Origin of the sequence: Lysinibacillus macroides (assembly GCF_001281525.1) — a bacterium.
GTDB lineage: Bacteria > Bacillota > Bacilli > Bacillales_A > Planococcaceae > Lysinibacillus > Lysinibacillus macroides.
Genome location: NZ_LGCI01000008.1, coordinates 132,072 through 158,158, shown reverse-complemented (window position 1 = coordinate 158,158; position 26,087 = coordinate 132,072). Strand labels below are relative to the sequence as shown.

22 protein-coding genes and 1 pseudogene are annotated in these 26,087 nt (G+C 40.1%); 2 read left to right on the top strand and 21 right to left on the bottom strand.

Annotation, left to right across the window (positions count from 1 at the left end):
• From gatA to ADM90_RS12785, 9 genes are all read right to left on the bottom strand, one after another.
• Complete coding sequence (gatA, locus tag ADM90_RS12825; protein WP_053995387.1) at positions 1–1,464, bottom strand: Asp-tRNA(Asn)/Glu-tRNA(Gln) amidotransferase subunit GatA; 1,464 nt, start codon at positions 1,462–1,464, stop codon at positions 1–3.
• 25 nt (positions 1,465–1,489) lie between these two features.
• Positions 1,490–1,777 carry an Asp-tRNA(Asn)/Glu-tRNA(Gln) amidotransferase subunit GatC gene (gene gatC, locus ADM90_RS12820; RefSeq protein WP_053995386.1) on the bottom strand — a complete coding sequence of 96 codons (288 nt, stop codon included), beginning with the start codon at positions 1,775–1,777 and terminating at the stop codon, positions 1,490–1,492.
• Positions 1,778–1,998: 221 nt separating this feature from the next.
• Positions 1,999–3,138, bottom strand: coding sequence for a CamS family sex pheromone protein (locus ADM90_RS12815; protein WP_053995385.1), 1,140 nt, complete (start codon positions 3,136–3,138; stop codon positions 1,999–2,001).
• A 39-nt stretch (positions 3,139–3,177) separates the two neighbouring features.
• A complete protein-coding gene (gene ligA, locus ADM90_RS12810) occupies positions 3,178–5,181 on the bottom strand; it encodes an NAD-dependent DNA ligase LigA (RefSeq protein ID WP_053995384.1) in 2,004 nt (667 codons plus the stop codon).
• Positions 5,182–5,195: 14 nt separating this feature from the next.
• Positions 5,196–7,448, bottom strand: coding sequence for a DNA helicase PcrA (gene pcrA, locus ADM90_RS12805; RefSeq protein WP_053995383.1), 2,253 nt, complete (start codon positions 7,446–7,448; stop codon positions 5,196–5,198).
• Positions 7,449–7,482: 34 nt separating this feature from the next.
• Positions 7,483–8,172: a heptaprenylglyceryl phosphate synthase gene (pcrB, locus tag ADM90_RS12800; protein WP_053995382.1), complete on the bottom strand. Its 690-nt coding sequence runs from the start codon at positions 8,170–8,172 to the stop codon at positions 7,483–7,485.
• A 108-nt stretch (positions 8,173–8,280) separates the two neighbouring features.
• Entirely contained in the window at positions 8,281–8,601 is a 321-nt protein-coding gene (locus ADM90_RS12795) for a YerC/YecD family TrpR-related protein (protein WP_053995381.1), read from the bottom strand.
• Positions 8,602–8,616: 15 nt separating this feature from the next.
• Positions 8,617–9,675 carry a DUF3048 domain-containing protein gene (locus tag ADM90_RS12790; protein WP_083448546.1) on the bottom strand — a complete coding sequence of 353 codons (1,059 nt, stop codon included), beginning with the start codon at positions 9,673–9,675 and terminating at the stop codon, positions 8,617–8,619.
• Positions 9,676–9,745: 70 nt separating this feature from the next.
• Positions 9,746–11,467: an adenine deaminase C-terminal domain-containing protein gene (locus ADM90_RS12785; RefSeq protein ID WP_053995380.1), complete on the bottom strand. Its 1,722-nt coding sequence runs from the start codon at positions 11,465–11,467 to the stop codon at positions 9,746–9,748.
• Between the two features lie 199 nt (positions 11,468–11,666).
• On the opposite strand from ADM90_RS12785, the gene ADM90_RS12780 reads away from it, so the two are divergent.
• Positions 11,667–12,095 (top strand): YgaP-like transmembrane domain, encoded by a 429-nt coding sequence (locus ADM90_RS12780; RefSeq protein ID WP_053995379.1) that lies wholly within the window; start codon positions 11,667–11,669, stop codon positions 12,093–12,095.
• A gap of 174 nt (positions 12,096–12,269) precedes the next feature.
• On the opposite strand, the gene purD is transcribed toward ADM90_RS12780, so the two are convergent.
• From purD to purE, 12 genes are all read right to left on the bottom strand, one after another.
• A complete protein-coding gene (purD, locus tag ADM90_RS12775; RefSeq protein WP_053995378.1) occupies positions 12,270–13,526 on the bottom strand; it encodes a phosphoribosylamine--glycine ligase in 1,257 nt (418 codons plus the stop codon).
• A gap of 69 nt (positions 13,527–13,595) precedes the next feature.
• A complete protein-coding gene (gene purH / locus ADM90_RS12770; RefSeq protein WP_053995377.1) occupies positions 13,596–15,122 on the bottom strand; it encodes a bifunctional phosphoribosylaminoimidazolecarboxamide formyltransferase/IMP cyclohydrolase in 1,527 nt (508 codons plus the stop codon).
• Between the two features lie 106 nt (positions 15,123–15,228).
• On the bottom strand, positions 15,229–15,798 hold the full coding sequence (gene purN, locus ADM90_RS12765; protein WP_053995376.1) for a phosphoribosylglycinamide formyltransferase: 570 nt from the start codon (positions 15,796–15,798) through the stop codon (positions 15,229–15,231).
• Positions 15,798–16,853 (bottom strand): phosphoribosylformylglycinamidine cyclo-ligase, encoded by a 1,056-nt coding sequence (gene purM / locus ADM90_RS12760; RefSeq protein WP_053995375.1) that lies wholly within the window; start codon positions 16,851–16,853, stop codon positions 15,798–15,800. The genes purN and purM overlap by 1 nt, the downstream gene beginning before the upstream one ends.
• A 55-nt stretch (positions 16,854–16,908) precedes the next feature.
• Positions 16,909–18,333 (bottom strand): amidophosphoribosyltransferase, encoded by a 1,425-nt coding sequence (gene purF, locus ADM90_RS12755; protein WP_053995374.1) that lies wholly within the window; start codon positions 18,331–18,333, stop codon positions 16,909–16,911.
• Positions 18,309–20,543: a phosphoribosylformylglycinamidine synthase subunit PurL gene (purL, locus tag ADM90_RS12750; RefSeq protein ID WP_053995373.1), complete on the bottom strand. Its 2,235-nt coding sequence runs from the start codon at positions 20,541–20,543 to the stop codon at positions 18,309–18,311. The genes purF and purL overlap by 25 nt, the downstream gene beginning before the upstream one ends.
• On the bottom strand, positions 20,530–21,213 hold the full coding sequence (gene purQ, locus ADM90_RS12745) for a phosphoribosylformylglycinamidine synthase subunit PurQ (RefSeq protein ID WP_053995372.1): 684 nt from the start codon (positions 21,211–21,213) through the stop codon (positions 20,530–20,532). The genes purL and purQ overlap by 14 nt, the downstream gene beginning before the upstream one ends.
• A gap of 2 nt (positions 21,214–21,215) precedes the next feature.
• Positions 21,216–21,464, bottom strand: coding sequence for a phosphoribosylformylglycinamidine synthase subunit PurS (gene purS / locus ADM90_RS12740; RefSeq protein WP_053995371.1), 249 nt, complete (start codon positions 21,462–21,464; stop codon positions 21,216–21,218).
• Between the two features lie 2 nt (positions 21,465–21,466).
• Positions 21,467–22,177 (bottom strand): phosphoribosylaminoimidazolesuccinocarboxamide synthase, encoded by a 711-nt coding sequence (purC, locus tag ADM90_RS12735; RefSeq protein ID WP_053995370.1) that lies wholly within the window; start codon positions 22,175–22,177, stop codon positions 21,467–21,469.
• Positions 22,178–22,271: 94 nt separating this feature from the next.
• Complete coding sequence (purB, locus tag ADM90_RS12730; RefSeq protein ID WP_053995369.1) at positions 22,272–23,567, bottom strand: adenylosuccinate lyase; 1,296 nt, start codon at positions 23,565–23,567, stop codon at positions 22,272–22,274.
• 13 nt (positions 23,568–23,580) lie between these two features.
• Complete coding sequence (gene purK / locus ADM90_RS12725; protein WP_053995368.1) at positions 23,581–24,705, bottom strand: 5-(carboxyamino)imidazole ribonucleotide synthase; 1,125 nt, start codon at positions 24,703–24,705, stop codon at positions 23,581–23,583.
• Positions 24,702–25,190 carry a 5-(carboxyamino)imidazole ribonucleotide mutase gene (gene purE / locus ADM90_RS12720; RefSeq protein WP_053995367.1) on the bottom strand — a complete coding sequence of 163 codons (489 nt, stop codon included), beginning with the start codon at positions 25,188–25,190 and terminating at the stop codon, positions 24,702–24,704. The genes purK and purE overlap by 4 nt, the downstream gene beginning before the upstream one ends.
• A gap of 294 nt (positions 25,191–25,484) precedes the next feature.
• Here purE and ADM90_RS25095 point away from each other — a divergent pair.
• Positions 25,485–26,087, top strand: a pseudogene (locus tag ADM90_RS25095) (helix-turn-helix domain-containing protein); the annotation flags it as partial.

The window sequence follows — 26,087 nt, the reverse complement described above, 5'->3', positions numbered from 1 at the left end:
TTATTTTCCCTCCCAAATCTGAGGAACTTGTTTATGGAAATCCGTTGCTTGTTCAAAAGCATGAGCAGCACGGTAAATAGTCGCTTCATCGAAATATTTACCAATTATTTGTAAACCTAATGGTAGACCGTTTTCAAAGCCACAAGGAATTGAAATCGCTGGTACACCTGCTAAGTTCATCGGGATTGTTAAAATATCGTTAGCATACATTGTCATTGGGTCATCAACGTTTTCACCAATTTTGAATGCAGGTGTTGGCGATGTAGGTCCAATGATGACATCAAAGTCTTCAAATACTTTATCGTAGTCTGCTTTGATCAGTGTACGTGCTTGTTGTGCTTTTTTGTAGTATGCATCATACGTACCTGCACTTAGTGAGTAAGTCCCTAGCATGATACGGCGTTTTACTTCATCACCAAAGCCCTGTGCACGTGTTTCTTTATAAAGGTCCATTAAATTAGTAACGTTTTCTGCACGGAAGCCATAACGGATACCGTCGAAACGAGATAAGTTAGAAGACGCCTCAGATGAAGAAAGGATATAGTACGCAGCCAGTGCATATTTTGAATGAGGAAGTGATACTTCTTCTACAGTAGCGCCTAAGCCCTTTAATACCTCTAATGCCTCTAGCACTGATTGACGTGCTGCTTCGCCAACACCTTCCCCAAGGAATTCCTTTGGTACGGCAATACGTAAGCCTTTAATATCTCCAGTAAGAGCTGCTGCATAATTTGGCACCTCAACATTCGCAGAAGTCGAATCATTTGGATCTAATCCAGCGATAGCTTCTAGTAATAGCGCATTATCTTCAACATTGCGTGTAATTGGTCCGATTTGATCTAAAGAAGATGCGAATGCAACGAGACCAAAACGAGATACACGACCATATGTAGGCTTCATTCCTACAACCCCACAGTAAGCTGCTGGTTGACGGATTGAACCACCTGTATCTGAGCCAAGAGAGAATGGTACTTCACCTGCTGCTACTGCTGCCGCAGATGCACCTGAAGATCCTCCTGGTACGTGGTTTAAGTTCCATGGATTTTTTGTTGTTTTATAGTACGAGTTTTCATTAGAAGAGCCCATTGCAAATTCGTCCATATTGAGCTTACCAATTGTCACCATGCCTGCTTCACGTAGCTTGTTGACAACAGTCGCATCATAAATTGGCATAAAGCCTTCAAGAATTTTAGAGGCACACGTTGTTTCTAAGCCCTCTGTTACAATGTTGTCCTTTACACCGATCGGAAGACCGAAAAGTGGTCCACGCTCTGCAAATGGTACTTTATCCATTTCAGTAGCTTGTGCAGTTGCTTTTTCTTCGTTTGAAGCAAGGAATGCTTGTACATCGCCATCAAGCTTTGCCATACGCTCGTATGCTTCTTTTGTTAAGTCAGCAATTGTTAAGTTACCCGCTTTAATAGCCGCTTGTAACTCCTTAGCTGAACGTTCAAATAACGTCATGAGGAATCCTCCTATATTTTAAGTATTACATGATAGGTGGTACTTTTACTTGACCATCTTCTTGTTCTTTTACATTTAACATCATAACTTCACGATCTAAGCCCTTTACTGCTACGTCTTCACGCATAACATTCACCAATGGTAAAACATGCGTTGTTGGCTCAACGTTTGTAGTATCTAGCTCGTTTAATTGCTCTGCAAAGTCAGTAATTTTTCCTAGCTGTTCCGCAAATTTTTCTGCCTCTTCCTCTGTAATTGCCAGACGTGCTAAATTTGCTACGTGCTTTACTTCTTCTTTTGTTAATTTAGCCATTTTTCACACCTCCAAATACTTACTCAATTCATTGTTTTTATTGATCACAATAGGGTTGGATAAAGTTAACCATGCCAATAATCATAACATTTTTCCTATTAAAAATCACAACTTTCAGCAAAAATATAGAAACTTTCACCGCAATCACAAAGTGTTGTCATTGTCTTTTTACATTGCCCTACTCGTCCGAAAAAGATAGCCAGCACAAAGGCTGACTATCGTTAATCATAAACATGCACATATGGGTCCGTATCATTCGCTTTTTTAATAATTAATGCCTCAGGACCGTTTACTGAAGTAATACTTACTTCAACATGAATATTATTAAATTGATTGATTAAAATACCTGTCAAATATTGTGTGAAACCAATAATTTCTGCTTTACCGAAAAATTGAATAGGAATTTCGATGGTCAGCTTTTGGATTTCTTTATTGTGATAGAAGCCTGTACCAATAACACTTGTATAATTCGAGAAATATTTATCAACGTCTAGTTTAAAGTTTTTGAAGTCTTTGTTTACCTCTCGATAAACATCCTGTGAATCATCTGTTGGGAATAATACATAATTTTCGTCAATTGTTTCCCAGTCAGCAATGTCATTTTGACCAGCCTTCGCTACACCATAGCTAAAATAGGACCCTGGAACAATTGCATTGCGTGCTTGTTGTTTAAACAAACCAACAACAATTGGAATATCCTTTAACTCCTCACGTGCACGCAATCGCGTAACAATTTCAGCGGCCATTTTTTTACCTTGCTCCACAAGCGCAGCCTCTGAAATTGGTTCCTCATAATATTCACCATATTGCTCTTTTTGATAATAATAAATCGAATTGAGGGCAAGACCTATAGACATGCCACCTAATTTGACTTTATTATCATTTGTTTTTGTTAAATAGTTTTGCTCTACAATATGCGCCAAATATACAGGAGCCTTTGTTGCTCGTTCTTCCGCTGGCATTGTTTCTGTTGTGGGCGGATTTAAGCCTGTCTCTCTCTGTGAGCTACGTGCTAGCCAATCCTTCACCGTATTTTCAGCTAAGTATTGCCCTTCTTGGAAGTAATAATTTTCAGTGTCGAACTCCTTTTGTGAAAGACGCATTAAGCCTTCTTCTACTTCCTTCATATCGTACTTTGTATAAATATTTGATACAACAAGCCCTCTACTTGCACTCTCTTTATAAGGAATCAATGTTTTGTAATAGGATTCATCAATTTGTAGGCTTGGAATAATTGTCGTTTCAGCTTTTTCATCTTGCTGCGTTTCCTGTGTAAGCTCTGTTCCCCCATCTTTAGAAGGCACACAGCCGACTAACATTGCAGCTGCTACAATTGCTGGAATGAGTCGAAAAGACTTCATTATTTAATGCTCCTTTACGAATAATCAATTTTAAAGCTGTTAAATAAGACTAAGTTGCTCAATTAAGGTTTCTTCGTTCCAAACGTCAATGCCTAATTGCTCAGCCTTTGTTAGCTTAGAACCTGCATCCGCACCTGCGATTACAAGATCTGTTTTTTTGCTAACACTGCCTGTGACAGTACCACCTAACTCTTCTATTTTCGCCTTTGCTTCGTTGCGTGTCAATTGCTCAAGTTTACCAGTTAACACAATTGTTTTACCTGCAAAAGGATTATCGCCTATAGCCGCTTCTACTTTTTTACCTTTATAGGTCATATTCACGCCTGCTTCAGCAAGACGGCCAATCACTGCACACGCATCTTCATTTGAGAAAAATTCGACTAATGACGAGGCCATTTTATCGCCAATCTCATGAATCACCACTAGCTGTTCCTCTGTGGCTGCCATCAATGCCTCCATTGAACCAAATTCCTCTGATACGATTTTTGCTGCCTTTTCTCCAACATGTCGGATGCCTAGGCCAATTAATAATCGCTCCATCGAGTTTTCCTTAGAGGCTTGAATAGCATTGACTAAATTGGTTGCAGATTTTTCGCCCATTCGTTCTAGCTCAACAAGCTGCTCAACTGTTAAATGATATAAATCAGATACATCATGAATTAAATCTGCACGCAATAATTGCTCCACTACTTTATCCCCTAAACCATCAATATTCATCGCATTACGTGACACAAAGTATTTAATGCTTTCTGCAATTTGTGCAAAGCACGCAGGATTCACACAGCGTAGCGCAACCTCTCCTTCAATTCGAATAAGCTCACTATCACATACAGGGCAGTTTTTTTGTATTACATATGGCACAGATTCTACAGGACGCTGCTCTATTAAGACACCTACGACTTGTGGAATAATATCGCCTGCTTTTCTAATAATCACGGTATCTCCAAGGCGAATATCTTTATCGCGGATTAAATCCTCATTGTGTAAGGATGCACGTTGGACAGTGGTTCCCGCTACTTGTACTGGTGCTAAGATAGCTGTTGGCGTCACAACACCTGTGCGCCCTACTGTTAAATGAATATCAAGTAATGTTGTGATAACCTCCTCTGCGGGGAATTTATAAGCGATGGCCCAGCGCGGACTTTTAGCTGTATAGCCTAGCTCATCCTGCTGTGCGTAGCGATCAACTTTAATTACAATACCATCAATTTCATAAGCTAAATTTAGACGATTCTCTGTCCAATGCTCGATAAACGCCATTACCTCTTCAATCGTTGAACAACGTTGACGCTCTTTATTGGAGGGGAATCCTAAGCTCTCTAAATAGTCGAGCATTTCCGCATGTCCATCAATGCCATATGCCTCGCCATCGCCACCAATCGCATAAATAAAGGTTGATAAATGACGGCTTGCCGCAATTTTAGGGTCTAGCTGACGTAAGGAGCCAGCAGCAGCATTACGGGGATTCGCAAATAGTTCTTCACCATTTTCTACACGCTGCTCATTTAATTTTTCAAATGACCTTTTCGGCATATATGCCTCACCGCGTACCTCAATGGTGATGGGCTCCTTTAAACGCAGAGGTATCGCTCGAATCGTCCTTAAATTGGCTGTAATATCTTCTCCTACAACTCCATCTCCTCGTGTTGCCCCTTGTACAAATAAACCATTTTCATACTTTAATGAAATAGCAAGACCGTCTATTTTCAGCTCACATACATAGGAGAATTGATCACCAATTGCCTGCCGAACTTTACGGTCAAATTCTTGAAGACCCGCTTCATTAAAAGCATTTGATAGGCTAAGCATAGGGTAATCATGCGTCACTTTTTTAAAGCCCTCTACCACTGCCCCACCAACGCGCTGTGTAGGTGAATCAGGGTAGATCAGTGATGGATTCGCTTCTTCTAGTGCAATAAGCTCCTGCATTAATTGATCATAAACGCTATCAGCTACAACAGGCCTATCTAATACATAATAGGCATGTCCATACTCATGCAATAATTGATTTAATTCCTCTATACGTTGTTCGATTTCGTTCATTTATGTTCCTCCGCTTACGCTTTTTCAATAGGTGCAAATTGAGCTAGTAATCGCTTAATGCCAATTGGTTGTGGAAAAGCAATATCCAGCTCTGTATTATCACCTTCACCTTTTACACTCACAACCATACCTGTTCCCCATTTTTTATGAATAGCCTTATCGCCAGCCTTCCAGCCGAACTGGTCGCCACCTGTTGCTTGTAACCGTGCTGTAGCAGGCCGTGTTTGCTGAACAGCTCCAAGTGTTCGTTTTTGAGAGCCACCTGTTGAACGATTGCTTGATGCAAATGGTGTTGTGGATTGAACACCTGCTTTGGAGATAGGTTCTATAATATCTTCTGAAATCTCCCCTAAAAATCGTGAGGCATTATTAAAGCTCGAACGACCAAAAATCGTTCGGCTTTGCGCGCATGTTAAATATAAACGTTCTTCTGCTCGCGTCACGCCCACGTACATCAATCGACGCTCCTCTTCCATTTCATCTGGATCATCGAGAGAGCGTGAATGTGGGAAAATATTTTCCTCCATGCCGATAATAAAAACAACAGGGAACTCTAAGCCTTTTGCAGCATGCATCGTCATTAAAATAATATTGCCCTTGGATGCATCTTCCTTATCGAGCGCATCAATATCAGCAATTAATGCCAAATCAGTTAAAAAGGCAACTAAGCTTTTATCATCACTACGCTCCTCAAATGCCTTTGTAACAGATAAAAACTCTTCAATATTTTCTAAACGACTTTCAGCTTCAATCGTTTTTTCGTTTTGTAGCATTGCGCGATAACCTGATTTTTCGATAACTTGCTCTACAATTTCTGTAACTGATAAATAATCTTGCATCTCTGTAAAGCCTTTTATCATCACATAAAATTGCTCCGCTGAATTAGCGGCTTTTCCTGATAAGCCCATAAATACAAGGTCAGTCATTGCATCAAAAATTGAACGCTCCTGCTCAATTGCATAGCGGGCCATTTTTTCAAAGGATGTAGCACCGATACTACGCTTTGGTTCATTAATAATACGTGCTAGTGATAAATCATCATCATTGTTGGCAATAAGACGTAAATACGCAAGTAAATCCTTAATTTCTTTACGGTCATAGAACTTTGTACCGCCTACGATTTGATAAGCCATATTAGACTTTACCAGCATTTCCTCCATTACACGGGATTGCGCATTTGTGCGATATAAAATAGCAAAGTCATCAAATGAACGATTTTCTTTTTTTATTAATTGCTGGATTGTTTGGACAACAAATTGGGCTTCTTCCTGCTCGTTATAAGCCTTATATAAGACAATCTTGTCACCCTCTACATTTTCTGTACGTAGTTCTTTTGGATAGCGTGTTGTATTATTGTCAATGACGTCATTGGCTGCCTGTAGGATGCGCTTTGTTGAACGATAATTTTGCTCAAGCATAATGACCTTCGCATCAGGGTAGTCCTTTTCAAAGGATAAAATATTACTAATATCCGCACCACGCCAGCGATAAATAGACTGATCAGAATCTCCTACAACACAAATATTTTTAAATTTCTTTGCTAATAACTGTACAAGTAAATATTGGGATTTATTAGTATCTTGATATTCATCCACGTGAATGTATTGAAATTTATGTTGATAGTATTCAAGTACGTCTGGTACACGCTTGAATAACGTAATGGTTGTCATAATTAAATCATCGAAATCTAGGGATTGATTGCGGCGTAATCTTTTCTCATAGCCTTTATAGACGCGTGCAACAGTTTGTCCATATGGATTTTTTTCGTTCATTTGACTAGCATAATCATCTGCTGTGATACATTCGTTTTTAGCTGCACTAATGGCATTTAAAATCGCTCGAGGCTCATAGCGCTTAGGATCAATATTCTCCTCCTTCATCACATTTTTGATCACTGATAGTTGATCAGTAGAATCCAAAATAGAGAAATTACGAGAAATGCCAAGTTGATCGATATTGCGGCGTAAAATTCTTACACACATTGAGTGAAATGTAGAAACCCACATACGCTCACCCGTACCATTCCCAAGAATGCTATCAATACGATCACGCATCTCACGCGCCGCCTTATTTGTAAACGTAATCGCTAAAATTTTAGATGGATATACTTCCTTTTCTACTACTAAATAAGCAATGCGATGTGTTAATACACGTGTTTTCCCCGAGCCAGCACCTGCCATAATGAGTAACGGTCCCTCAGTTGTTTTAACTGCCCTCTCCTGTTCCGGGTTCATACCTGCTAATAAATTTTTTGTTAATTGTTCCACTTTTCTACCACCTCACAAACATTTGTTCTTAAAATTATAGCGTATTTTTGACAGCCTTTACAGTGGCAAGTGCAGCTTTTAGATCTTCATAAATAATATTGCCAACTACTACTGTATCTGCAAATTGGGCTATTTCTGCTGCTTGCTTTGCAGATGTAATACCTCCACCATAAAATAGCTTTGTGTGCTTTAATTCTTGCTTCACGGCACTTACAATTTCAGGATCGCCATACATGCCACTATACTCTATATAAAATACAGGAAGCTTAAAGAAGTTTTCTGCTAGACGTGCATAGGCTACTACATCGTCAATCGTTAAATCTGTTTTTGCTCCTGTTACTTGCGCCGCTTTACAATTTGGATTTAAAATACAATATCCTTCTGCAACCAGCTCATCCCACACCATAATATCACCGTACTCTTTAATAGCTTCATGATGTAAATTTTTAATCCACTTTGGATCATCACTATTTAAGACTGTGGGGATAAAATAATAATCATAGCCTGGTGTAACCGCATCAAGTGTAGAGATTTCAAGCGCTATCGGTACCTCGAAGCGTCTGACGCGAACAAGTAAGTCTAATACACCATCCAATGTCACCTGATCCGTTCCCCCAACCACAATCACGTCTGTGCCAGATTCACAAATTTTTTCAAGATTTTCATCCGAAATTTCCTTTGCTGGGTCTAGCTTGAACACATGTTTCCATTCTAAATAATCCATCTATTGACCACCTATCATTTTCGATTTATTCGCTTACCAGTATAGCTTATGATTCATAACAAAAAAATGAAAAAGACTAGGTAGAACCTCTACCCAGCCTCTGCTCAACTATTCTTTTGGTGCTTGAAATGGCTTTTCATCAGGATACAAACGACCAAGCATTTCATCATATGTATCATTTCCATAATCAAAGCAACGGCGTACCCTTGAAATAGTTGCGGTACTTGCACCTGTTTCCCTTTTAATGGACTCATAGGTTTTCTTTAAACGTAGTAAATGTGCAACCTCAAAACGTTGTGCCAGCGATTGAATTTCACTTATCGTACATAAATCATCAAAAAACTTATAGCATTCTTCGATGTCTTTTAGCTCTAACACGGCTTTAAATAATTGATCTGTTTGATGCCCTCGAATTTTTTCGATTTGCATGCAATTTTCCTCCCTCTAAGACTGCGTTTTCACCATTGCTTGTAACCCTGGTGAAGTTGGCACAAAATGAATCCATGACTTTCCAGGCATAAGTTTTACTGGCTCGCCAGATTGTTCTACAGCCGTTGGTAAGCCATCCACATTAGCCCACTTGACTTCCCTTAAGTAGCCATTTTGAAATACATACGCATTTCCACCAGAAGTTAAATCAATTGCTTGGCGGCCAACATCATCAAGTGTTCGATGGTTCATTTCAAAAAATAGAACATTTGCTAATGTGAGTGTTTCGCCTGTTAATATATCCTTTGTGTCCACGCCTGCCGATTGTCGTTTATAGTGATTACTTTGATGATCATACACATACGAATTATGGAAATCGTTATTATTTCCGTAGTAAACGTCAATTTGACTTGTTTCAATGCCTATTTTACCATGTTCGTCGGATTCATAAAAAGCCTGAAGCACTTTTTTACTGTAATTCATTGAAGCGCCTACCATTTCAGCACCTTTCATGATATTTTCAGATGCTATATAGGAATTATGTGGCGCAACACGATCTTTTGAACGTTTAAAGAGTGTACCATCATACGCCATACCGTTAATATTATCGACTACATGGTTTTCAAGCATTGTTTTCGCCTCTGGGCTATAGCCATGTGCGATATAAAATGCATCATATCCTTTAGCAATATCGATAAAATAAGAGCGTGCACTACGCACTGGTCCTACATTTTCAGGCAATTCACTTTGATAAATCGCTAAAAAACGTGTGACATCACCCTCTGCTAGCATCTCATAAATAATATCTGCAGCAGCTAATCCTGATTGCGGACGTGCTGCTGGATGATTATTAATAGTAACCATAATAGGTCGCTGTGTAATCTCCTGCTGCACAGCTTCTCCTGTAAGCGGTGCTGTATATGTTGGCTGTTGTACGGGCTGCTCAGCAATTGGCTGCTCCTCCACCATATCTTCATCATCGTCTTCCTTAGCCTTTTCAGAGTCTTCAGAACATCCTCCAATCACTAGCATAGTCAATGCCATCGCTATCAATAATTTCTTTGATTTAAACACAAACAATCTCCCCTTTAAGCAACTACACATTTCTCTTACTTGTGTACTCAACTGTCTAGCTGTTCATAAATTAGCGCATAACAGCTGGCAATAAAAGCTTGTTCTTCATTACATCAAAAATCCCTTTAGGTGTTATACGAATATATGGTAAATGGGTGGATTGCAAAAATAATAAGGTATAAATTGCATCCCCTAATTGATAGCCACGCTCTGCTAAAGCTTGTTTTAATGCTTTTTCTTTCTCCATTAACGTCTCAACACTGCCATCATACAATAACCCACCAATTGTTAATGGAATAGTAGTAATGACTTCTCCTTTTTCCACAAGAACAATACCACCTTGCTGCGCCTTCATCTCTTCAAAGGCTTTTATCATATCTTCTTTATTTTTTCCAATCAAGATAATATCGCCCGTGTTGGAATAGGAGGAGGCAAATCCTTGAACATTTGTCGCAAAGCCTTTAATCATCGTATTGACATGCCAACTGCCTTGTCGATTAATTAACATTAAATAGCACTCATCATGATTAGCAAGCTGTCCTTCTCTAGTAATAAGCGAATTATACGGCTTTGTAATCACATCATTGACTAGCTCGATCCCAAATGGCATTGAAAACTGGAAATCCTGTGAATCTAATGAAAAGTCTAAAGTAAATTTAGGGATCGCTGTATAATCAACGTCCGCTAGATTATGCACACGCTTTCCATTACGCTTCAACCAAACACCCTTTGACAGCACACTTTCTGGCACAGGATGATATTCATCTTGCAATATATTCAGGGAGGCAAAGCGCCCTGTTGCGATAAAGCCATGCAAATTAGACATATTATAATAGCATGCAATATTATAAGAGGCCATCTGATAGGCATCTATAGGAGAGACACCAGCATCTAAGGCGACTTGAATGCATTTGTCCATTACACCATCCTCATGAAAGGAAGGTGTTGAACCATCTGTTGTCATCATAAGATGGTCGAAAATAGGTAATTCTTTTTCTACGATTCCTTTTAGTAAATGTGGCAAATCTGGACGAATCGAAGAATGGCGCAATGTGACTGCATAGCCCTGCATAATACGGCGCTCCACCTCTTCCACTGTCATCGCCTCATGATCCCCATCTGCACCAAGTAGCTTCATACGTGCCAATGTTCTTTCAGATGCACCAGGGAAATGCCCTTCAATTTTTTTGCCGAGTCCTTTTGCCATTTGCATCCGATAAAGCATTTGGTCATCGCCATGCAATAACTTAGGCCAGCCAGTCAGTTCCCCTCCTAATAGAACATCACTGCGCTCCAACCACTCTAAAATAGAGGTGTTAGAGAAAATTTCCTCCTCCTGCTCCATTTCTGTTTGTGAATCAAAACGCGTCCACCAATAAAAAGAAAACGGCAGCTTTTTTAAATGATCCAATATTGAAAACGCTTTCTTATTTGTTAAAGATAAAACAAAGCTTAAATTATCAGAAATAAAGGCTGTTGTCCCAAGTTGACCACAAAAATCAGCAAATGATTGTGGATGGTATAGTTGGAATGGATGTACATGCGGCTCAATATAACCAGGTACAATTGTTTTATCTGTACAGTCAACGATTTCTGTTCCCTCTAATAAAGGAGGCATTCTGTCGCCAGCATAGACAATTCGATCCCCTAAAATCCAAATATTCCCTACTACCCATTGTTTCAACATACTATGTAAATATCGTGCATTTTTCAATACAATATCTGGCGCTTTTTTACCATCAATTACAGCTAATTGCTGACGTATTTTTGTTATTTTCCACACTGGATCCACACTATTCGCCCCTTCCTAAATTACGTAATTTTTCATCGTGTAAATCTAATTTGATGTCACATACTATTACTGCATAGGCACATCCTTTTATTGAGGTCTGTACTTATGTAATCATCTTGTTTCAATCGTAACACAGCACTTTCATAAAGCAAAGTGTACCTCGCTTATTTTTTCCACAATGACTAAAGGAGGAACTATTATGATGCAACATACTAATTTAAGCGAAAAGAATGCATTTTGTCGTTTTGCTATGGGGACAAGCTTAACCGCATTTGGAATCGCAAAAGTGTCACGAAATCCTAATTGTACAAAGGGTCGACTGATGATTGCATTAGGTGCGATGAAAATGGCTGAGGGGCTCTTTAAATATTGCCCAACAAAGGCTATTTTAAGCTCCAATATGCAAAGTGCCATGAACACCTCTATGCAAAGTATGTTCAATGGGCAAAATTCTATGTCCTCTGAAAAAGTCGATCAATTAATGAAGGATTTCTCCTCTGCTATTGCTGGTAACTCATCTGACACACAAACTACTGCTGCAAAACAATCTGATACCAGCACTTCTACACAAAACTCCTCAAAAAACAGCAGCAATTCGTCAACGAATAAAGCTCAAAATCCTTCTTAGTCAAAAAGGGTGTCTCAAAGGTCATTTGAGACACCCTCTTTTCCGCATAAAAACGGATTGGCAGCAATAAAAATGGATTAAAATTTTTCTTTTTCAGAGAATACTACTATCCAATTTTTTTATTGAATATCATCTTACATTTTAAATAGTTTCAACTATAAGTGAGGTCAGTTATTATTTAAATGTCCGCCAGCCAATATCTTTACGGAAGAAGAAATGATTCCATTGTTCTGTTGCCATGCCAGCATAGACCTTTTCCTGTGCTTCTTTTAATGTTGATGCCTTCGCACCTACTAGTAGTACACGACCACCATTGCCAACAAATTGATCATCTACTAATTTTGTCCCTGCATGGAATACGGCATACGATGCTGAAAGTGCTTCAAGACTTGGTAATGCATGTCCTTTTTCCACATCACCAGGGTAGCCTTCTGCTGCAATTACAACACCTAGCATTGCTTCATTTGACCATTGTAAATCAAATGGCTGCTCATCCATTAAAGCTGTCATAAATGCGCCAAAATCAGATGTCATGCGTGGTAATACAACCTGTGTTTCTGGATCACCAAAGCGAGCATTAAATTCAATTACCTTTGGTCCATTTTGCGTTAAAATAAGCCCTGCATATAAAATACCTGTGAAGGATACACCATCTGCCTCCATACCTTTTACAGTAGGCTCCACGATTGTTTGATAGGCATGATCCACTACCTCTTGTGAAATTTGTGGCACTGGTGAATAAGCGCCCATACCGCCCGTATTTGGTCCTTTATCACCATCATAGGCACGTTTATGATCTTGTGCAATAACCATCGGGTAAATTTGACCTTTATGCACAAATGACATAAAGGAGAATTCTTCTCCATCTAAAAATTCTTCAATGACAACACGTGATGATGACTCACCAAAGCGCTGATTACCAATCATATCCTGCACCGCGTCAATCGCTTCCTGCTCAGTCATCGCCACTACAACACCCTTGCCTGCTGCTAAACCATCTGCCTTAATAACGATTGGTGCTCCCTGCTGCTTAATATAAGCAATTGCCTGCTCCGCCTCTGTAAATGTTTCGTGTGCGGCTGTTGGGATATTGTATTTATTCATCACTTCTTTTGCATAGGATTTACTGCTTTCAATTTGGGCCGCTGCCTTTGTTGGGCCAAAGATGCGTAAGCCACGTTCTTCAAAGAAATCAACAATTCCTGCTGCAAGTGGCTGCTCAGGACCGACAAATGTTAAATTAACACTATTTTCCTTTGCAAATTGCGCAAGACCAGCAAAGTCCATTGTATCAATTTGAACAATCTCTGCATCATGGCGCATCCCATCATTGCCTGGTGCTACAAATACTTTGTTGATAGACGGTGAAATACTAAATTGTTTAGCGATTGCATGCTCACGGCCGCCGCTTCCAATGACTAATACATTCATTTGAAAAAATCCTCCTCTGTGTACATAAAACCGAGATGCTTCGCCCACCTCGGTCTATACCTTGCTATTTTAATGTTTGAAATGACGTACGCCTGTAAATACCATGGCAATGCCATATTCATTTGCTTTATCAATCGAATCTTGGTCTTTTATCGAGCCGCCGGGTTGAATAATCGCTGTAATGCCCGCTGCTGCTGCTGCCTCAACCGTATCACTCATTGGGAAAAAGGCATCTGATGCAAGTGCAGCTCCTTGTGCTTTTTCTCCAGCTTGCTCAAAGGCAATTTTAGCTGCACCGACACGGTTCATTTGCCCTGCGCCTACACCAAGCGTCATATGAGCATCTGTCACAACAATAGCGTTTGATTTAACATGTTTGACAACAGACCAGCCAAGCTTTAATGCTTCCCATTCCTCTGCTGTTGGTTCACGATCTGTCACTACTTTAATCTCCGCATCACCAAAGCCGTAACGATCTGGCTCTTGTACTAACAGGCCACCTTCCACAGAAACAACATTGAATTGATCTTGGTTTACTTGCTCAAACGGAATGGTTAATAGACGAATATTTTTCTTCTGTGTTAAAATATCTAGTGCTTCTTGAGCGAAGGCAGGTGCAATAATAATTTCTAGGAAAATATGACTTAGCTTTTCCGCAGTTGCTGCATCTACCTCCCCATTTAATGCGATAATGCCACCAAAAATAGATGTTGGATCTGCTTCATAGGCTTTATCAAACGCCGCCTCTAGTGTATCTCCCGTTCCTACACCACAAGGATTCATATGCTTTACGGCTACCGCTGCTGGCATATCAAATTCCTTAACGATTTGCAATGCTGCATTGCCATCCTGAATATTATTATAGGATAGTTCCTTACCATGTAGCTGTGTCGCATAAGCCAATGAGAAGTCAGAGCCAAGACGCTTTTGGTAAAATGCTGCTTGTTGGTGTGGGTTTTCGCCATAGCGTAAGTTTTGTTTTAATTCATATGTCAAGGTTAAGCTCTCTGGGAACGCTTCTTCTGTTAAATAGTTAGAGATATAAGAATCATAAGCGGCTGTGTGACGGAAAACTTTCGCCGCTAATTTACGGCGTGTTTTAATCGTTGTTGCACCATTAGCTTTTAGTTCCTCTAATACGTTTGCATAGTCATTGCTATCTACGATAACTGTTACATACTGATGGTTTTTTGCAGCAGAACGTAACATTGTTGGACCACCGATATCAATGTTTTCAATCGCATCCTCCCAAGTTACATTAGGCTTTGAAATTGTTTCAACAAATGGGTATAAGTTGACACAAACAATTTCAATTGGTTCAATACCATGCTCATTCATTTGTGCTTGATGAGAAGCATCGTCAAACTTTCCTAATAGACCACCATGAATCATTGGATTTAATGTTTTCACACGACCATCTAAAATTTCAGGAAACTTCGTTACTTCATCGACAGCTGTTACAGCGACAGCATTATCCTGTAACATTTTTTTTGTACCACCAGTTGATAAAATTTCATAACCTAATGCTACTAATTCCTTTGCAAATTCTAAAATACCATCTTTATTGGAAACACTAATTAATGCACGTTTTGTCACAACAATATCCTCCTAATTTTTATCGTGTTTGCCACGAACTAACTTGCTAGATTGGTAGAGCTAGGTCTTATTTGTAAGAAGGGACTTGACCTAACTCCTGTCTTCATTACTGTAATAATTGCTGTAAAGCCTTTGTATATAATAAATGCTCTTGCTTGTGAATCTCTGCCTCTGTTGCCTCACGATTGCCTTCAATAACGGGTACAGCAACCTGCGCAATAATAGGACCTGTATCCATTCCCTCATCTACAAAATGCACAGTCACGCCTGTTAGCTTTACACCATGATTCATTGCTTGACCAATGGCATCTTTCCCGGGAAATGCTGGTAATAAAGAAGGGTGAATATTGACAATGCGCTGTGGATATGCCGCTAATAATACATCGCTAATTAAACGCATATACCCTGCAAGCACAATCCACTTCACATTGTATTTATGTAAAGCCTCAATAATAGCTGTTTCGTAAGCTGCTTTTGATACAAATTCTTTTGGATTTAATGCGAGTACAGGAATGCCGAAATTTTCAGCACGTGTTACGACAAATGCTCCTGGCTTATCAGTGACAACAAGTTCAACCTTCGCATGTAGTTCACCACGATCAATAGCCTCTTGAATGGCTTGAAAATTACTGCCGCTGCCTGACGCAAACACGGCGATTTTTGTTGATGCAGTCATTACACTAAACTCCCATCATGTGAGCCGTTAAATACAACGCCATCACCCTTTACAACGCGACCAATTGTATACGCCTTTTCACCATTTGCCTCCACTGCAGCAATCACTTTATCAGCTTCGTTTGCTGAAACAGCAATGACAAAACCAATCCCCATGTTAAAGACATTGTATAAATCCTTATCTGCTAGTTGCCCTTTATCTTTTAGGAAGTCAAAAATACGTAATACTGGCCATGAGCCTAAATCAATTTCAGTCGCTAAGCCTTCTGGCATCATACGTGGTAGGTTTTCATAGAAGCCGCCACCTGTAACATGGGCACAGCCATGTACATCTGCTGCTTGTAAAGCTGCTAATACAGGCTTCGCATATAATTTTGTTGGTACTAAAAGCGCCTCTCCAATTGGGCCTAAATCTTCATAGCCTTCTACAATAGCATCCACTGCATATTGCTGGTCTGCAAAAACAATCTTACGGACTAACGAATAACCATTTGAATGCACACCGCTTGATGCAATACCAATTAGAACGTCACCTTCTACGATTTTTTCTCCTGTAATAATGGCAGACTTTTCACAAGCACCTACTGCAAAGCCTGCTAGATCATATTCATCTTCCTCATAAAGACCAGGCATTTCTGCCGTTTCGCCACCGATTAATGCTGCACCAGATTGGACACAGCCATCTGCAACACCTTTAACAATTTGTTCGATTTTTGCAGGCTCTGCTTTGCCAAGAGCTATATAATCTAAAAAGTACAAAGGCTCTGCTCCCTGCGCTACAATATCATTTACACACATGGCTACGCAGTCCACACCAATCGTATCGTGCTTGTCTACCATAAATGCTAGCTTTAGCTTTGTTCCAACCCCATCTGTCCCTGAAATCAAAACAGGTTCTTGAAGATTTAGTTCTGACAAGTCAAACATACCACCGAAGCCACCGAACGTCCCCATCACACCTAGACGGTTTGTACGTTCAACATGAGACTTCATTCGTTTTACGGCTTCATAGCCTGCTTCAATATTTACACCTGCTTGTTCATATGCTTTTGACACGCAGAGTTCCTCCTTATTCTCCAAATCGTCTTATCCTAGAGATTGCATTGTTTTCTTAACGTAGTAGTTCTTTTTCATGTGGTAAGATGGTATCCGGGAAAATTTCTGTTGGGTATTTGCCTGTAAAGCATGCTAGGCATAGTCCACGGTTATCATCTTCATATGGTCGTGCAATCGTTTCAACCATTCCCTCAGTAGAAAGGAATGTGAGGGAATCTGCTCCAATGGCTTCACGAATTTCATCTACATTATGACTAGAGGCAATCAGCTCTTCATGTGTAGATGTATCGATACCATAATAGCAAGGGTTTGTCATCGGGGGTGACGAAATGACAACATGCACCTCTGCCGCACCCGCATCCTTTAGCATTTTGACAATACGACGGGATGTTGTACCACGCACAATGGAATCGTCCACCATTATTACGCGTTTTCCCTTTACCACTTGCACAACTGGTGACAGCTTCATTTTTACACCGCGTTCACGTAGCTCCTGTGTCGGCTGAATAAAGGTACGACCAACATAACGGTTTTTAATAAGCCCTAGCTCATAAGGAATGCCACTTTCCTCTGCAAAGCCAATTGCTGCAGAAATACTTGAATCCGGTACCCCTGTTACAACATCTGCCTCGATATGCGCACATTCACGAGCAAGCTGTTTTCCCATACGTTTTCGTGCCATATGAACGTTAATCCCATCAATATCTGAATCAGGACGGGCTAAATAAACATATTCCATCGCACACATTGCACGTTTGTTCATATCTGCGAAACGGTCCGATTTAACACCCTCATCATTAATGATGATTAGCTCACCTGGTTCTACAGAGCGAACAAACTCTGCCCCAATTAAATCAAATGCACAAGTTTCAGAAGCTACTACCCAGCCATCTCCTAGCTTGCCAAGAGATAATGGACGTAAACCATGTGGATCACGTGCAACAAGCATTTCATCCTTTGTCATAATTAAGAAAGAATAAGCACCCTTTAATAAGGAAAGGGCATTTTTCACCTTCGCACGGAATGGTGAATGTGAGCTTTTCTTAATAAGATGCGCCAGCACTTCTGTATCAGAGCTTGAATGAAAAATACTGCCTTGGCGCTCTAAATACTGCTTTAAATGTGTCGCATTGACTAAGTTACCGTTATGGGCAATGGAAAGGCTACCAGTTGAGGAGTGGAATAATAATGGCTGTACATTTTCGATACCGCCACCACCAGCAGTCGTATAACGAACATGTGCAATAGCTGCTTTGCCGTTCACTGCCTTTAATTTATCTTCGTTGAACACATCATTCACTAGTCCTTCGCCTTTCACCGCGCGAAGATGCTGTCCGTCTGAAACAACAATTCCAGCACCTTCTTGTCCACGGTGTTGAAGAGCATGAAGCCCGTAATAGCTAAGGTGTGCTGGATTTGGGTTCCCCCAAATACCAAACACCCCACATTCTTCGTTTAAGCCTCTGAGTTCAGCAAGCATGGGATTGCTCCTTTCCAATTAGAACGGAATTCCTCCACTGTACCTTCTACAAGCACACCTTTGTCCCCGTTGATTTTCACAAGTGCGTCATTTGTTACGACACCAATTTTTTGTGCATCTTTCACGATTTCCACAAATGCTGCAGCGTCTTCCTCTTTTACTGTGATAACAAAGCGAGATTGACTTTCACTGAATAAAGCCGTTGTCGCAGAGCCTGCTAAGGTTACGTCTACGCCAAGATCTTTTGCAGCAAAAGTTGTTTCAGCAATCGCAACAGCAAGACCACCCTCAGCCACATCATGAGCAGATTGGACAAGGCCAGCTTTTATCGCCTTTAATAAAGCCTGTTGACGTGCTGCTTCAACCTCTAAATCGATAGCTGGCGCTTTTCCTGAAATAACCCCATCATTTAATAGCTTTTGCAGCTCCGATCCACCAAATTCTGTTTTTGTTTCGCCGATTACGAATACGATATCTCCAGCCGCCTTTACTTCCTGCGTTGTTACATATGCCAAGTCTTCAATAAGACCAACCATACCAATTGTTGGTGTTGGGTACACCGCTTCACCTGAGCGTTCATTATAAAGAGAAACGTTACCACCGATTACTGGAGCATTTAATGCCGTACAAGCTGCCGAAATACCATCCGCAGATTTTTCAATTTGCCAGAAGATTTCTGGTTTCTCTGGATTACCGAAGTTTAAGCAGTCTGTAATCGCAAGTGGCGTACCACCAGAGGCAACGATATTACGAGCTGCTTCTGCTACCGCAATCGCACCACCCACTTCAGGATCTAGGTAAATATAGCGAGAGTTACAGTCCGTTGTCATAGCTAAGCCTTTATTTGTACCACGTACACGAATAACGGCAGCGTCAGAGCCTGGTGCTACAACTGTTGATGTACGTACTTGATAATCGTATTGATCATATACCCACTCTTTAGAAGCAATTGTTGGCGCTTGTAAAAGAGCACTTAATGTTGCTTTGTAATCTGTTACAACAGGCTCTGTATTTTCGATGGCCTGGAACTGTGCATAGTACGCAGGTTCAGCAGATGGCTTATGATACACAGGCGCATCCTCTGCTAGCGCATCAGCAGGCACTTCTGCCACTACCTCTCCATTGTGTAAAAGACGAAGCATTTTATCATCTGTTACTCGTCCAATGGCAACAGCATCTAAATCATATTTCTCAAAAATCGCTTTAATTTCATCTTCGCGGCCTTTTTTCACCACTAATAGCATACGTTCTTGAGATTCAGATAGCATCATTTCATATGCTGTCATCCCTGTCTCACGCTGAGGCACTAAGTCTAAGTTCATTTCTACACCAGAACCAGCCTTCGAAGCCATCTCTGCTGAAGAAGAGGTAAGACCAGCTGCACCCATATCTTGAATACCAACTAACGCATCTGATTTTACAACCTCTAAACATGCTTCAAGTAAAAGCTTCTCCATAAATGGATCGCCTACTTGTACTGCTGGACGTTGGTTTTCTGATTCCTCAGTTAATTCCTCTGAGGCGAATGTTGCACCATGAATGCCATCACGACCTGTTTTTGCACCAACATACATCACTGTATTCCCTACACCTGCTGCAATACCTCGTTGAATATCTTTATGATCGATTAAACCAACACACATAGCATTCACAAGTGGATTGCCTTCATAGCAAGGATCAAACTGAATTTCGCCACCTACTGTTGGAATTCCGATACAGTTACCATACCCTGCAATACCAGCAACTACTTCTTCAAATAAATATTTACCACGTGCTGATTTTAATTCACCAAAGCGTAATGAGTTTAGCATGGCGATTGGACGTGCACCCATTGAGAAAACATCACGGATAATACCACCCACACCTGTTGCAGCTCCCTGATAAGGTTCAATAGCAGATGGATGGTTATGAGATTCCATTTTAAACACTACTGCTTGCTCATCACCAATATCAACAATTCCTGCACCTTCACCTGGTCCTTGTAAAACTTGAGGTCCTTTTGTAGGGAATTTGCGTAGTACAGGCTTTGAATTTTTATAGGAGCAGTGCTCAGACCACATTACTGAGAAAAGACCTGTCTCTGTCCAGTTAGGTAAACGCCCTAAAATTCCTTCCACCATTGCAAATTCTTCGTCTGACATCCCCATACCAGCGTATAGCTTTTCATCTTTAATTTGCTGTGCTGTTGGCTCAAACTTAGTTGTTGACATGATTTTCCCTCCACTGCTTTACAATTGATTTGAATACTGCTAGACCATCTGCGCCGCCCACCAGTGCATCAACAGCTCGCTCTGGGTGTGGCATCATCCCTAATACATTGCCGCGTTCATTGATAATCCCTGCGATATCTGCTAAAGAACCGTTTGGATTTTCACCTGAATATGTGAAGACAATTTGATTGTTATCTTTTAATGCTTGTAACGTTTCCTCATCACAGTAGTAATTTCCTTCACCATGTGCGATTGGAATATTGATGGTTTGACCTTGCTCATATTGATTTGTGAATAATGTATTGTTGTTTTCAACTTTAAGCTGCACTGTACGACACATAAATTTTAAGTTTTTATTGCGTAATAAAGCCCCTGGCAATAAGCCTGCCTCTGTTAGGATTTGGAATCCATTACATACACCTAATACAGGTTTACCAGCCTCCGCAGCTTTTTTAACCTCCGCCATAATATTAGATTGATTAGCCATTGCCCCACAACGAAGATAATCCCCATAGGAGAATCCGCCAGGCACTAAAATACCATCAAAGTCACTTAAATCTGTTGCTGTATGCCATACATATTCTACTTCTTCACCTAGCTCGTCTTTTATCGCATGATACATATCAATATCACAGTTGGACCCAGGGAATACGAGTACTGCGAATTTCATGATTAATTAGCCTCCTCGATTTCGTAACGGTAGTCTTCAATAACAACATTCGTTAAAACTTTGTCACACATTTCTTTGATTAGACTATCAATATCTCGTTCTGTATCGTTCAGTGTTAGTTCAAGATATTTACCAATACGTAAATCAGCTACCTCATCATAGCCTATCTTTGCTAAAGAGCTTTGTACTGCTGAACCCTGTGGATCAAGAATGCTCTCACGTAATGTTACATAGATTTTTACTTTTTTCATTGTTATTTGCCTCCGAGTCTAGAAAGTATAATAGTATAAACTTCAGTTAAATTACCAAGGTCTCGACGAAAAACATCTTTGTCTAACTTTTGCTTCGTTGCTGCATCCCAAAGTCGGCATGTATCTGGCGAAATTTCATCTGCTAATAATACAGTGCCATCTGCATCACGACCAAACTCTAGTTTAAAATCAATCAGTGTGACATTGACTTCTTCAAAAATTGGCTGTAAAACTTTATTAACAGCTAATGCTCCATCATAAATGGCAGTTACTTCAGCAGGTGTTGCAAGCTCCAGTATGTCAATATGCTCTGTTGTAATAAACGGGTCCCCTAGGGCATCGTCTTTATAATAAAATTCGACGATAGGTCGTTTTAAAGGTGTCCCCTCATCAAAGCCAAGACGTTTGGCTAAACTTCCCGCTGCTATATTACGAACAACTACTTCAATCGGAATAATTTCTACTTTTTTCACAAGCTGCTGTGTGTCCGACAGTTGTTTTACGAAATGTGACGCAATTCCGTTAGCTTGTAATTTTTCGAAAATTAATGAAGTGATACGATTATTTAAAATACCTTTTCCTTCAATTTCCTCTTTTTTCTCACCATTAAATGCTGTTGCACTATCCTTATATTCAACAAGTAGCACATCTGGCTCCTCTGTTGTGTACAATTTTTTTGCTTTGCCTTCATACAAAAGTTGACCTTTCGTCATGTCGTTTTCCCCCTGATATTATGAGATCCGCTTGTAGTAATGTTCAGAATTGAACCGTGCCCCCACGATTCAACTCTGAAACATTTAATCAATATTAGTTAAGTCCTAATCGTTCAAAAATCATATCCACATGCTGTAAATGATAGTTGTAGTCAAAGCACTCATCCAGCTCTTCTTTTGTTAAATAGGATGTGATTTTTTCACTTGCATCGACCAATGTACGGAACTGAACTTGCTCGTCCCACGCCTGCATTGCTAAAGGTTGTACAGTATCATACGCTTCTTCACGTACTAAGCCTTTATCAATTAATGCGAGTAAAATGCGTTGAGAATAAATAAGACCAAATGTGCGATCCATATTACGTTTCATATTATCAGGGAATACTGTTAAGTTTTTCACAATATTACCGAATCGATTTAACATATAATTAAGTGTTATCGTTGCATCAGGTAAAATTACACGCTCTGCAGATGAATGTGAAATATCACGCTCATGCCATAAAGCGACATTTTCATAAGCTGTCACCATATAGCCACGCATTAGACGCGACATACCGACCATATTTTCAGAGCCAATTGGATTACGTTTATGTGGCATTGCTGATGACCCTTTTTGACCCTTTGCAAAAGCTTCCTCTACTTCACGTGTTTCAGATTTCTGTAAACCACGAACCTCTGTTGCAAATTTTTCAATGGATGTAGCAATTAAAGCCAATGCTCCTAAATACTGTGCATGACGATCACGCTGTAAAGTTTGTGTTGAAATTGGCGATGCTGCAAGTCCTAATTTATCGCATACATACTGCTCAACACGAGGATCAATATTGGCATATGTACCAACGGCTCCAGACATTTTCCCAGTTTCAATTACTTTTGCAGCAGCGTCGAAGCGCTCAAGATTACGTTTCATTTCTTCATACCATAAACCAAGCTTTAAACCAAAAGTTGTTGGCTCTGCATGCACACCATGTGTACGCCCCATCATTACGGTGTGTTTATGTTCCTTTGCCTTCGCAGCAATAATCTCAATGAAATTCACGATATCTTTGCGTAAAATCTCATTTGCTTGTTTGATTAAATAGGAAAGTGCTGTGTCTACTACGTCTGTAGAAGTTAAACCATAATGTACCCATTTACGTTCTTCCCCTAGTGTTTCAGAAACGGCACGGGTAAAGGCCACAACATCATGACGTGTTTCTTGCTCAATCTCTAAAATACGATTTACATCAAATGAAGCATTTTCGCGAATTTTAGCAACATCCTCTTTTGGAATATCACCTAATTCTGCCCAAGCCTCACATGCTAAAATTTCAACCTCAAGCCAAGCCTGATATTTATTTTGTTCTGTCCAAATTGCGCCCATTTCGGGTCTTGTGTAACGTTCAATCATCGCGTGTCTCCTTCTATTCCGACCAAATGCCAGAACTCTCGATTTGCTGTAGTGTTTCCTCTATGTTTTTTGTCATAACCGTTACATGGCCCATCTTACGGTTGACCTTAGCTTCAGCTTTCCCATAAAGATGGATAGACCATTCAGGATATTTAGCAATTGAGTTACTTAATGGCACGACATGCTGCCCTAATACATTGACCATAATAGATGGTGCCCAAAGCTGTGGCTTACGTAATGGCCAACCACAAACTGCACGAATATGCTGATGGAATTGTGAAACATTACACGCTTCTATTGAATAGTGACCAGAATTATGAGGTCTTGGTGCCAATTCATTAATAATAATGCGACCATCTTCTAATACAAACATCTCTACTGCCAACGTTCCTACTAGATGTAAGTAATCTGCAATTTTTAAAGCTTCACGTTCCGCCATTTGAGCTGTCTGTTGTGTGATACGTGCAGGTACAATGGTTTCATGTAAAATATGATGCACATGAATATTCTCTCCAACAGGCTGACAATATGATTCACCATGACCATTCCTTTGAACAATAACCGATACCTCTTTTACAAAAGGGATAAACGCTTCGGCAATACATTGAGAATGACTAAATAGTTCTTTAGCGAAAGGGAGGTCTTTTGCTGATTTTAAAAGCTGCTGCCCCTTGCCATCGTAACCACCTCTTGCTGTTTTGACTATACAAGGATACCCAATCGTATCAATATTGGCTACTAGTTCATCATAAGTTTTTGCAACAATATAAGGTGCTACTGGACAACCAGCCTTCCCTATCGCTTCTTTTTCTGTGATGCGGTTTTGCGTAATGCGTACCAATTCAGCTCCCTGAGGAACATATGCAATTTGCGATAAACGTTTTAAGCCATCATAATCAATATTTTCAAATTCATATGTGATCACATCACTAACTTCTGCAAGTTCTTCTAATGCAGCTTCATCATCATAAGATGCCACAATGCGAATATCTGCTACTTGTCCACATGGCGAGTCCATTGCTGGGTCAAGCACAGCAATTTTAAAGCCTGACTCCTTTGCAGCAATTGCCATCATTCGACCAAGCTGACCTCCACCGATAATCCCTATCGTTTGTCCAGGATAAATAATCTTCGTCACACTAGGTCACCTGAACTTTCTAATACTTGCTGCTTTGTTGCCTCACGTCTAGCATCTAATGTCGTAGCAAGCTCTGTATCAGTTGTTGACAAAATTTGTGCTGCAAGTAATCCTGCATTTGTGGCTCCTGCCTTGCCAATCGCTACAGTTGCTACAGGCACACCACCAGGCATTTGAACAATAGATAATAATGAATCAAGTCCATTTAATGCACGTGATTGAACAGGTACACCAATGACTGGCAATGTTGTTTTCGCTGCCACCATCCCTGGTAAATGTGCAGCCCCACCTGCTCCAGCAATAATCACTTGTATACCTCGCTCACGTGCTGTCTCAGCATACTCAAACATTAAATCAGGTGTACGATGTGCCGATACAACCTTTTTTTCATAGGTTACTTGTAATTCATCTAAGATATCACATGCATGCTTCATTGTTTCCCAGTCACTTGAACTCCCCATAATGACACCGATTTTCGGATTCATAAATTGTCGCTCCTTTTAAACGATAGAAAAATGATCAATTATTATACAAGCCACTATTCTATAATTGCTCTTGCCATTCTTCTCTTTTTTAACAAAAAAGTCCTCAACTAAACTACTCTCTACTATACAGGTGAAAGCAGCTTACTTGAGGACTTGTGACGACAAGAATATAATCCATGTAAAAAGCTAATACATCGATCTTGGCACTGACCTAAAAAAATGAGACAAATAAAAACACCTTTCGTTGAAAAACGGGTATTGTACCTTATCAAATCAATGTGGAGGTGTTTTTCTATGGGGACAAGAGTGAGTTACCCAGTGGAAGTGAAAATGAAAGCAATTGAAATGAGATTAGCAGGCATTCCTGTAAAACAAGTACTAGAGGAGCTAAATATTCGTAACCATTCTCAGTTAAAAACATGGATGAAATGGTACAAGAACGGCGAATTACATCGTCTTGAACAGCCAGTAGGAAAACAATATACATTTGGCAAAGGGCCTGAATATGAAAGTGAAACCGCTAAGTTACAAGCAGAGAATCGTTATTTAAAGCAACAAATTGAAGTGTTAAAAAAGTACGCAGAGTTGGAGAGGAAGTGGTCCCAAAAGTTGTAGTAGAGCTAGTAGAGGAGTTAAAAGAAAGGATGCCGATTGGTGAAATCTGCCGTCATTTAGGTGTAGCTCGTTCGTCGTATTATCGCTGGAAGGTCAATGAAAATAAATTCACTCAAAAGGATCTTCGAGACCAACAAATTGGCGACTTGTGCAAGTTACACAAATTCAGATACGGCTATCGAAAAATCACAGAATTACTTACTGACATTAGTGAGAAAACGGTGCAACGTGTGATGCAAAAATACGGCTGGCAATGTCGTGTAAAGGTAAAGAAACGTAAAC

What these genes read in the sequence shown, in the direction of transcription:
- gatA (WP_053995387.1), bottom strand. Translation starts at nt 1,464, where the DNA reads ATGACGTTATTTGAACGTTCAGCTAAGGAGTTACAAGCGGCTATTAAA.
- gatC (WP_053995386.1), bottom strand. Translation starts at nt 1,777, where the DNA reads ATGGCTAAATTAACAAAAGAAGAAGTAAAGCACGTAGCAAATTTAGCA.
- ADM90_RS12815 (WP_053995385.1), bottom strand. Translation starts at nt 3,138, where the DNA reads ATGAAGTCTTTTCGACTCATTCCAGCAATTGTAGCAGCTGCAATGTTA.
- ligA (WP_053995384.1), bottom strand. Translation starts at nt 5,181, where the DNA reads ATGAACGAAATCGAACAACGTATAGAGGAATTAAATCAATTATTGCAT.
- pcrB (WP_053995382.1), bottom strand. Translation starts at nt 8,172, where the DNA reads ATGGATTATTTAGAATGGAAACATGTGTTCAAGCTAGACCCAGCAAAG.
- ADM90_RS12795 (WP_053995381.1), bottom strand. Translation starts at nt 8,601, where the DNA reads ATGCAAATCGAAAAAATTCGAGGGCATCAAACAGATCAATTATTTAAA.
- ADM90_RS12780 (WP_053995379.1), top strand. Translation starts at nt 11,667, where the DNA reads ATGATGCAACATACTAATTTAAGCGAAAAGAATGCATTTTGTCGTTTT.
- purD (WP_053995378.1), bottom strand. Translation starts at nt 13,526, where the DNA reads ATGAATGTATTAGTCATTGGAAGCGGCGGCCGTGAGCATGCAATCGCT.
- purN (WP_053995376.1), bottom strand. Translation starts at nt 15,798, where the DNA reads ATGACTGCATCAACAAAAATCGCCGTGTTTGCGTCAGGCAGCGGCAGT.
- purF (WP_053995374.1), bottom strand. Translation starts at nt 18,333, where the DNA reads ATGCTTGCTGAACTCAGAGGCTTAAACGAAGAATGTGGGGTGTTTGGT.
- purL (WP_053995373.1), bottom strand. Translation starts at nt 20,543, where the DNA reads ATGTCAACAACTAAGTTTGAGCCAACAGCACAGCAAATTAAAGATGAA.
- purQ (WP_053995372.1), bottom strand. Translation starts at nt 21,213, where the DNA reads ATGAAATTCGCAGTACTCGTATTCCCTGGGTCCAACTGTGATATTGAT.
- purS (WP_053995371.1), bottom strand. Translation starts at nt 21,464, where the DNA reads ATGAAAAAAGTAAAAATCTATGTAACATTACGTGAGAGCATTCTTGAT.
- purC (WP_053995370.1), bottom strand. Translation starts at nt 22,177, where the DNA reads ATGACGAAAGGTCAACTTTTGTATGAAGGCAAAGCAAAAAAATTGTAC.
- purB (WP_053995369.1), bottom strand. Translation starts at nt 23,567, where the DNA reads ATGATTGAACGTTACACAAGACCCGAAATGGGCGCAATTTGGACAGAA.
- purE (WP_053995367.1), bottom strand. Translation starts at nt 25,190, where the DNA reads ATGAATCCGAAAATCGGTGTCATTATGGGGAGTTCAAGTGACTGGGAA.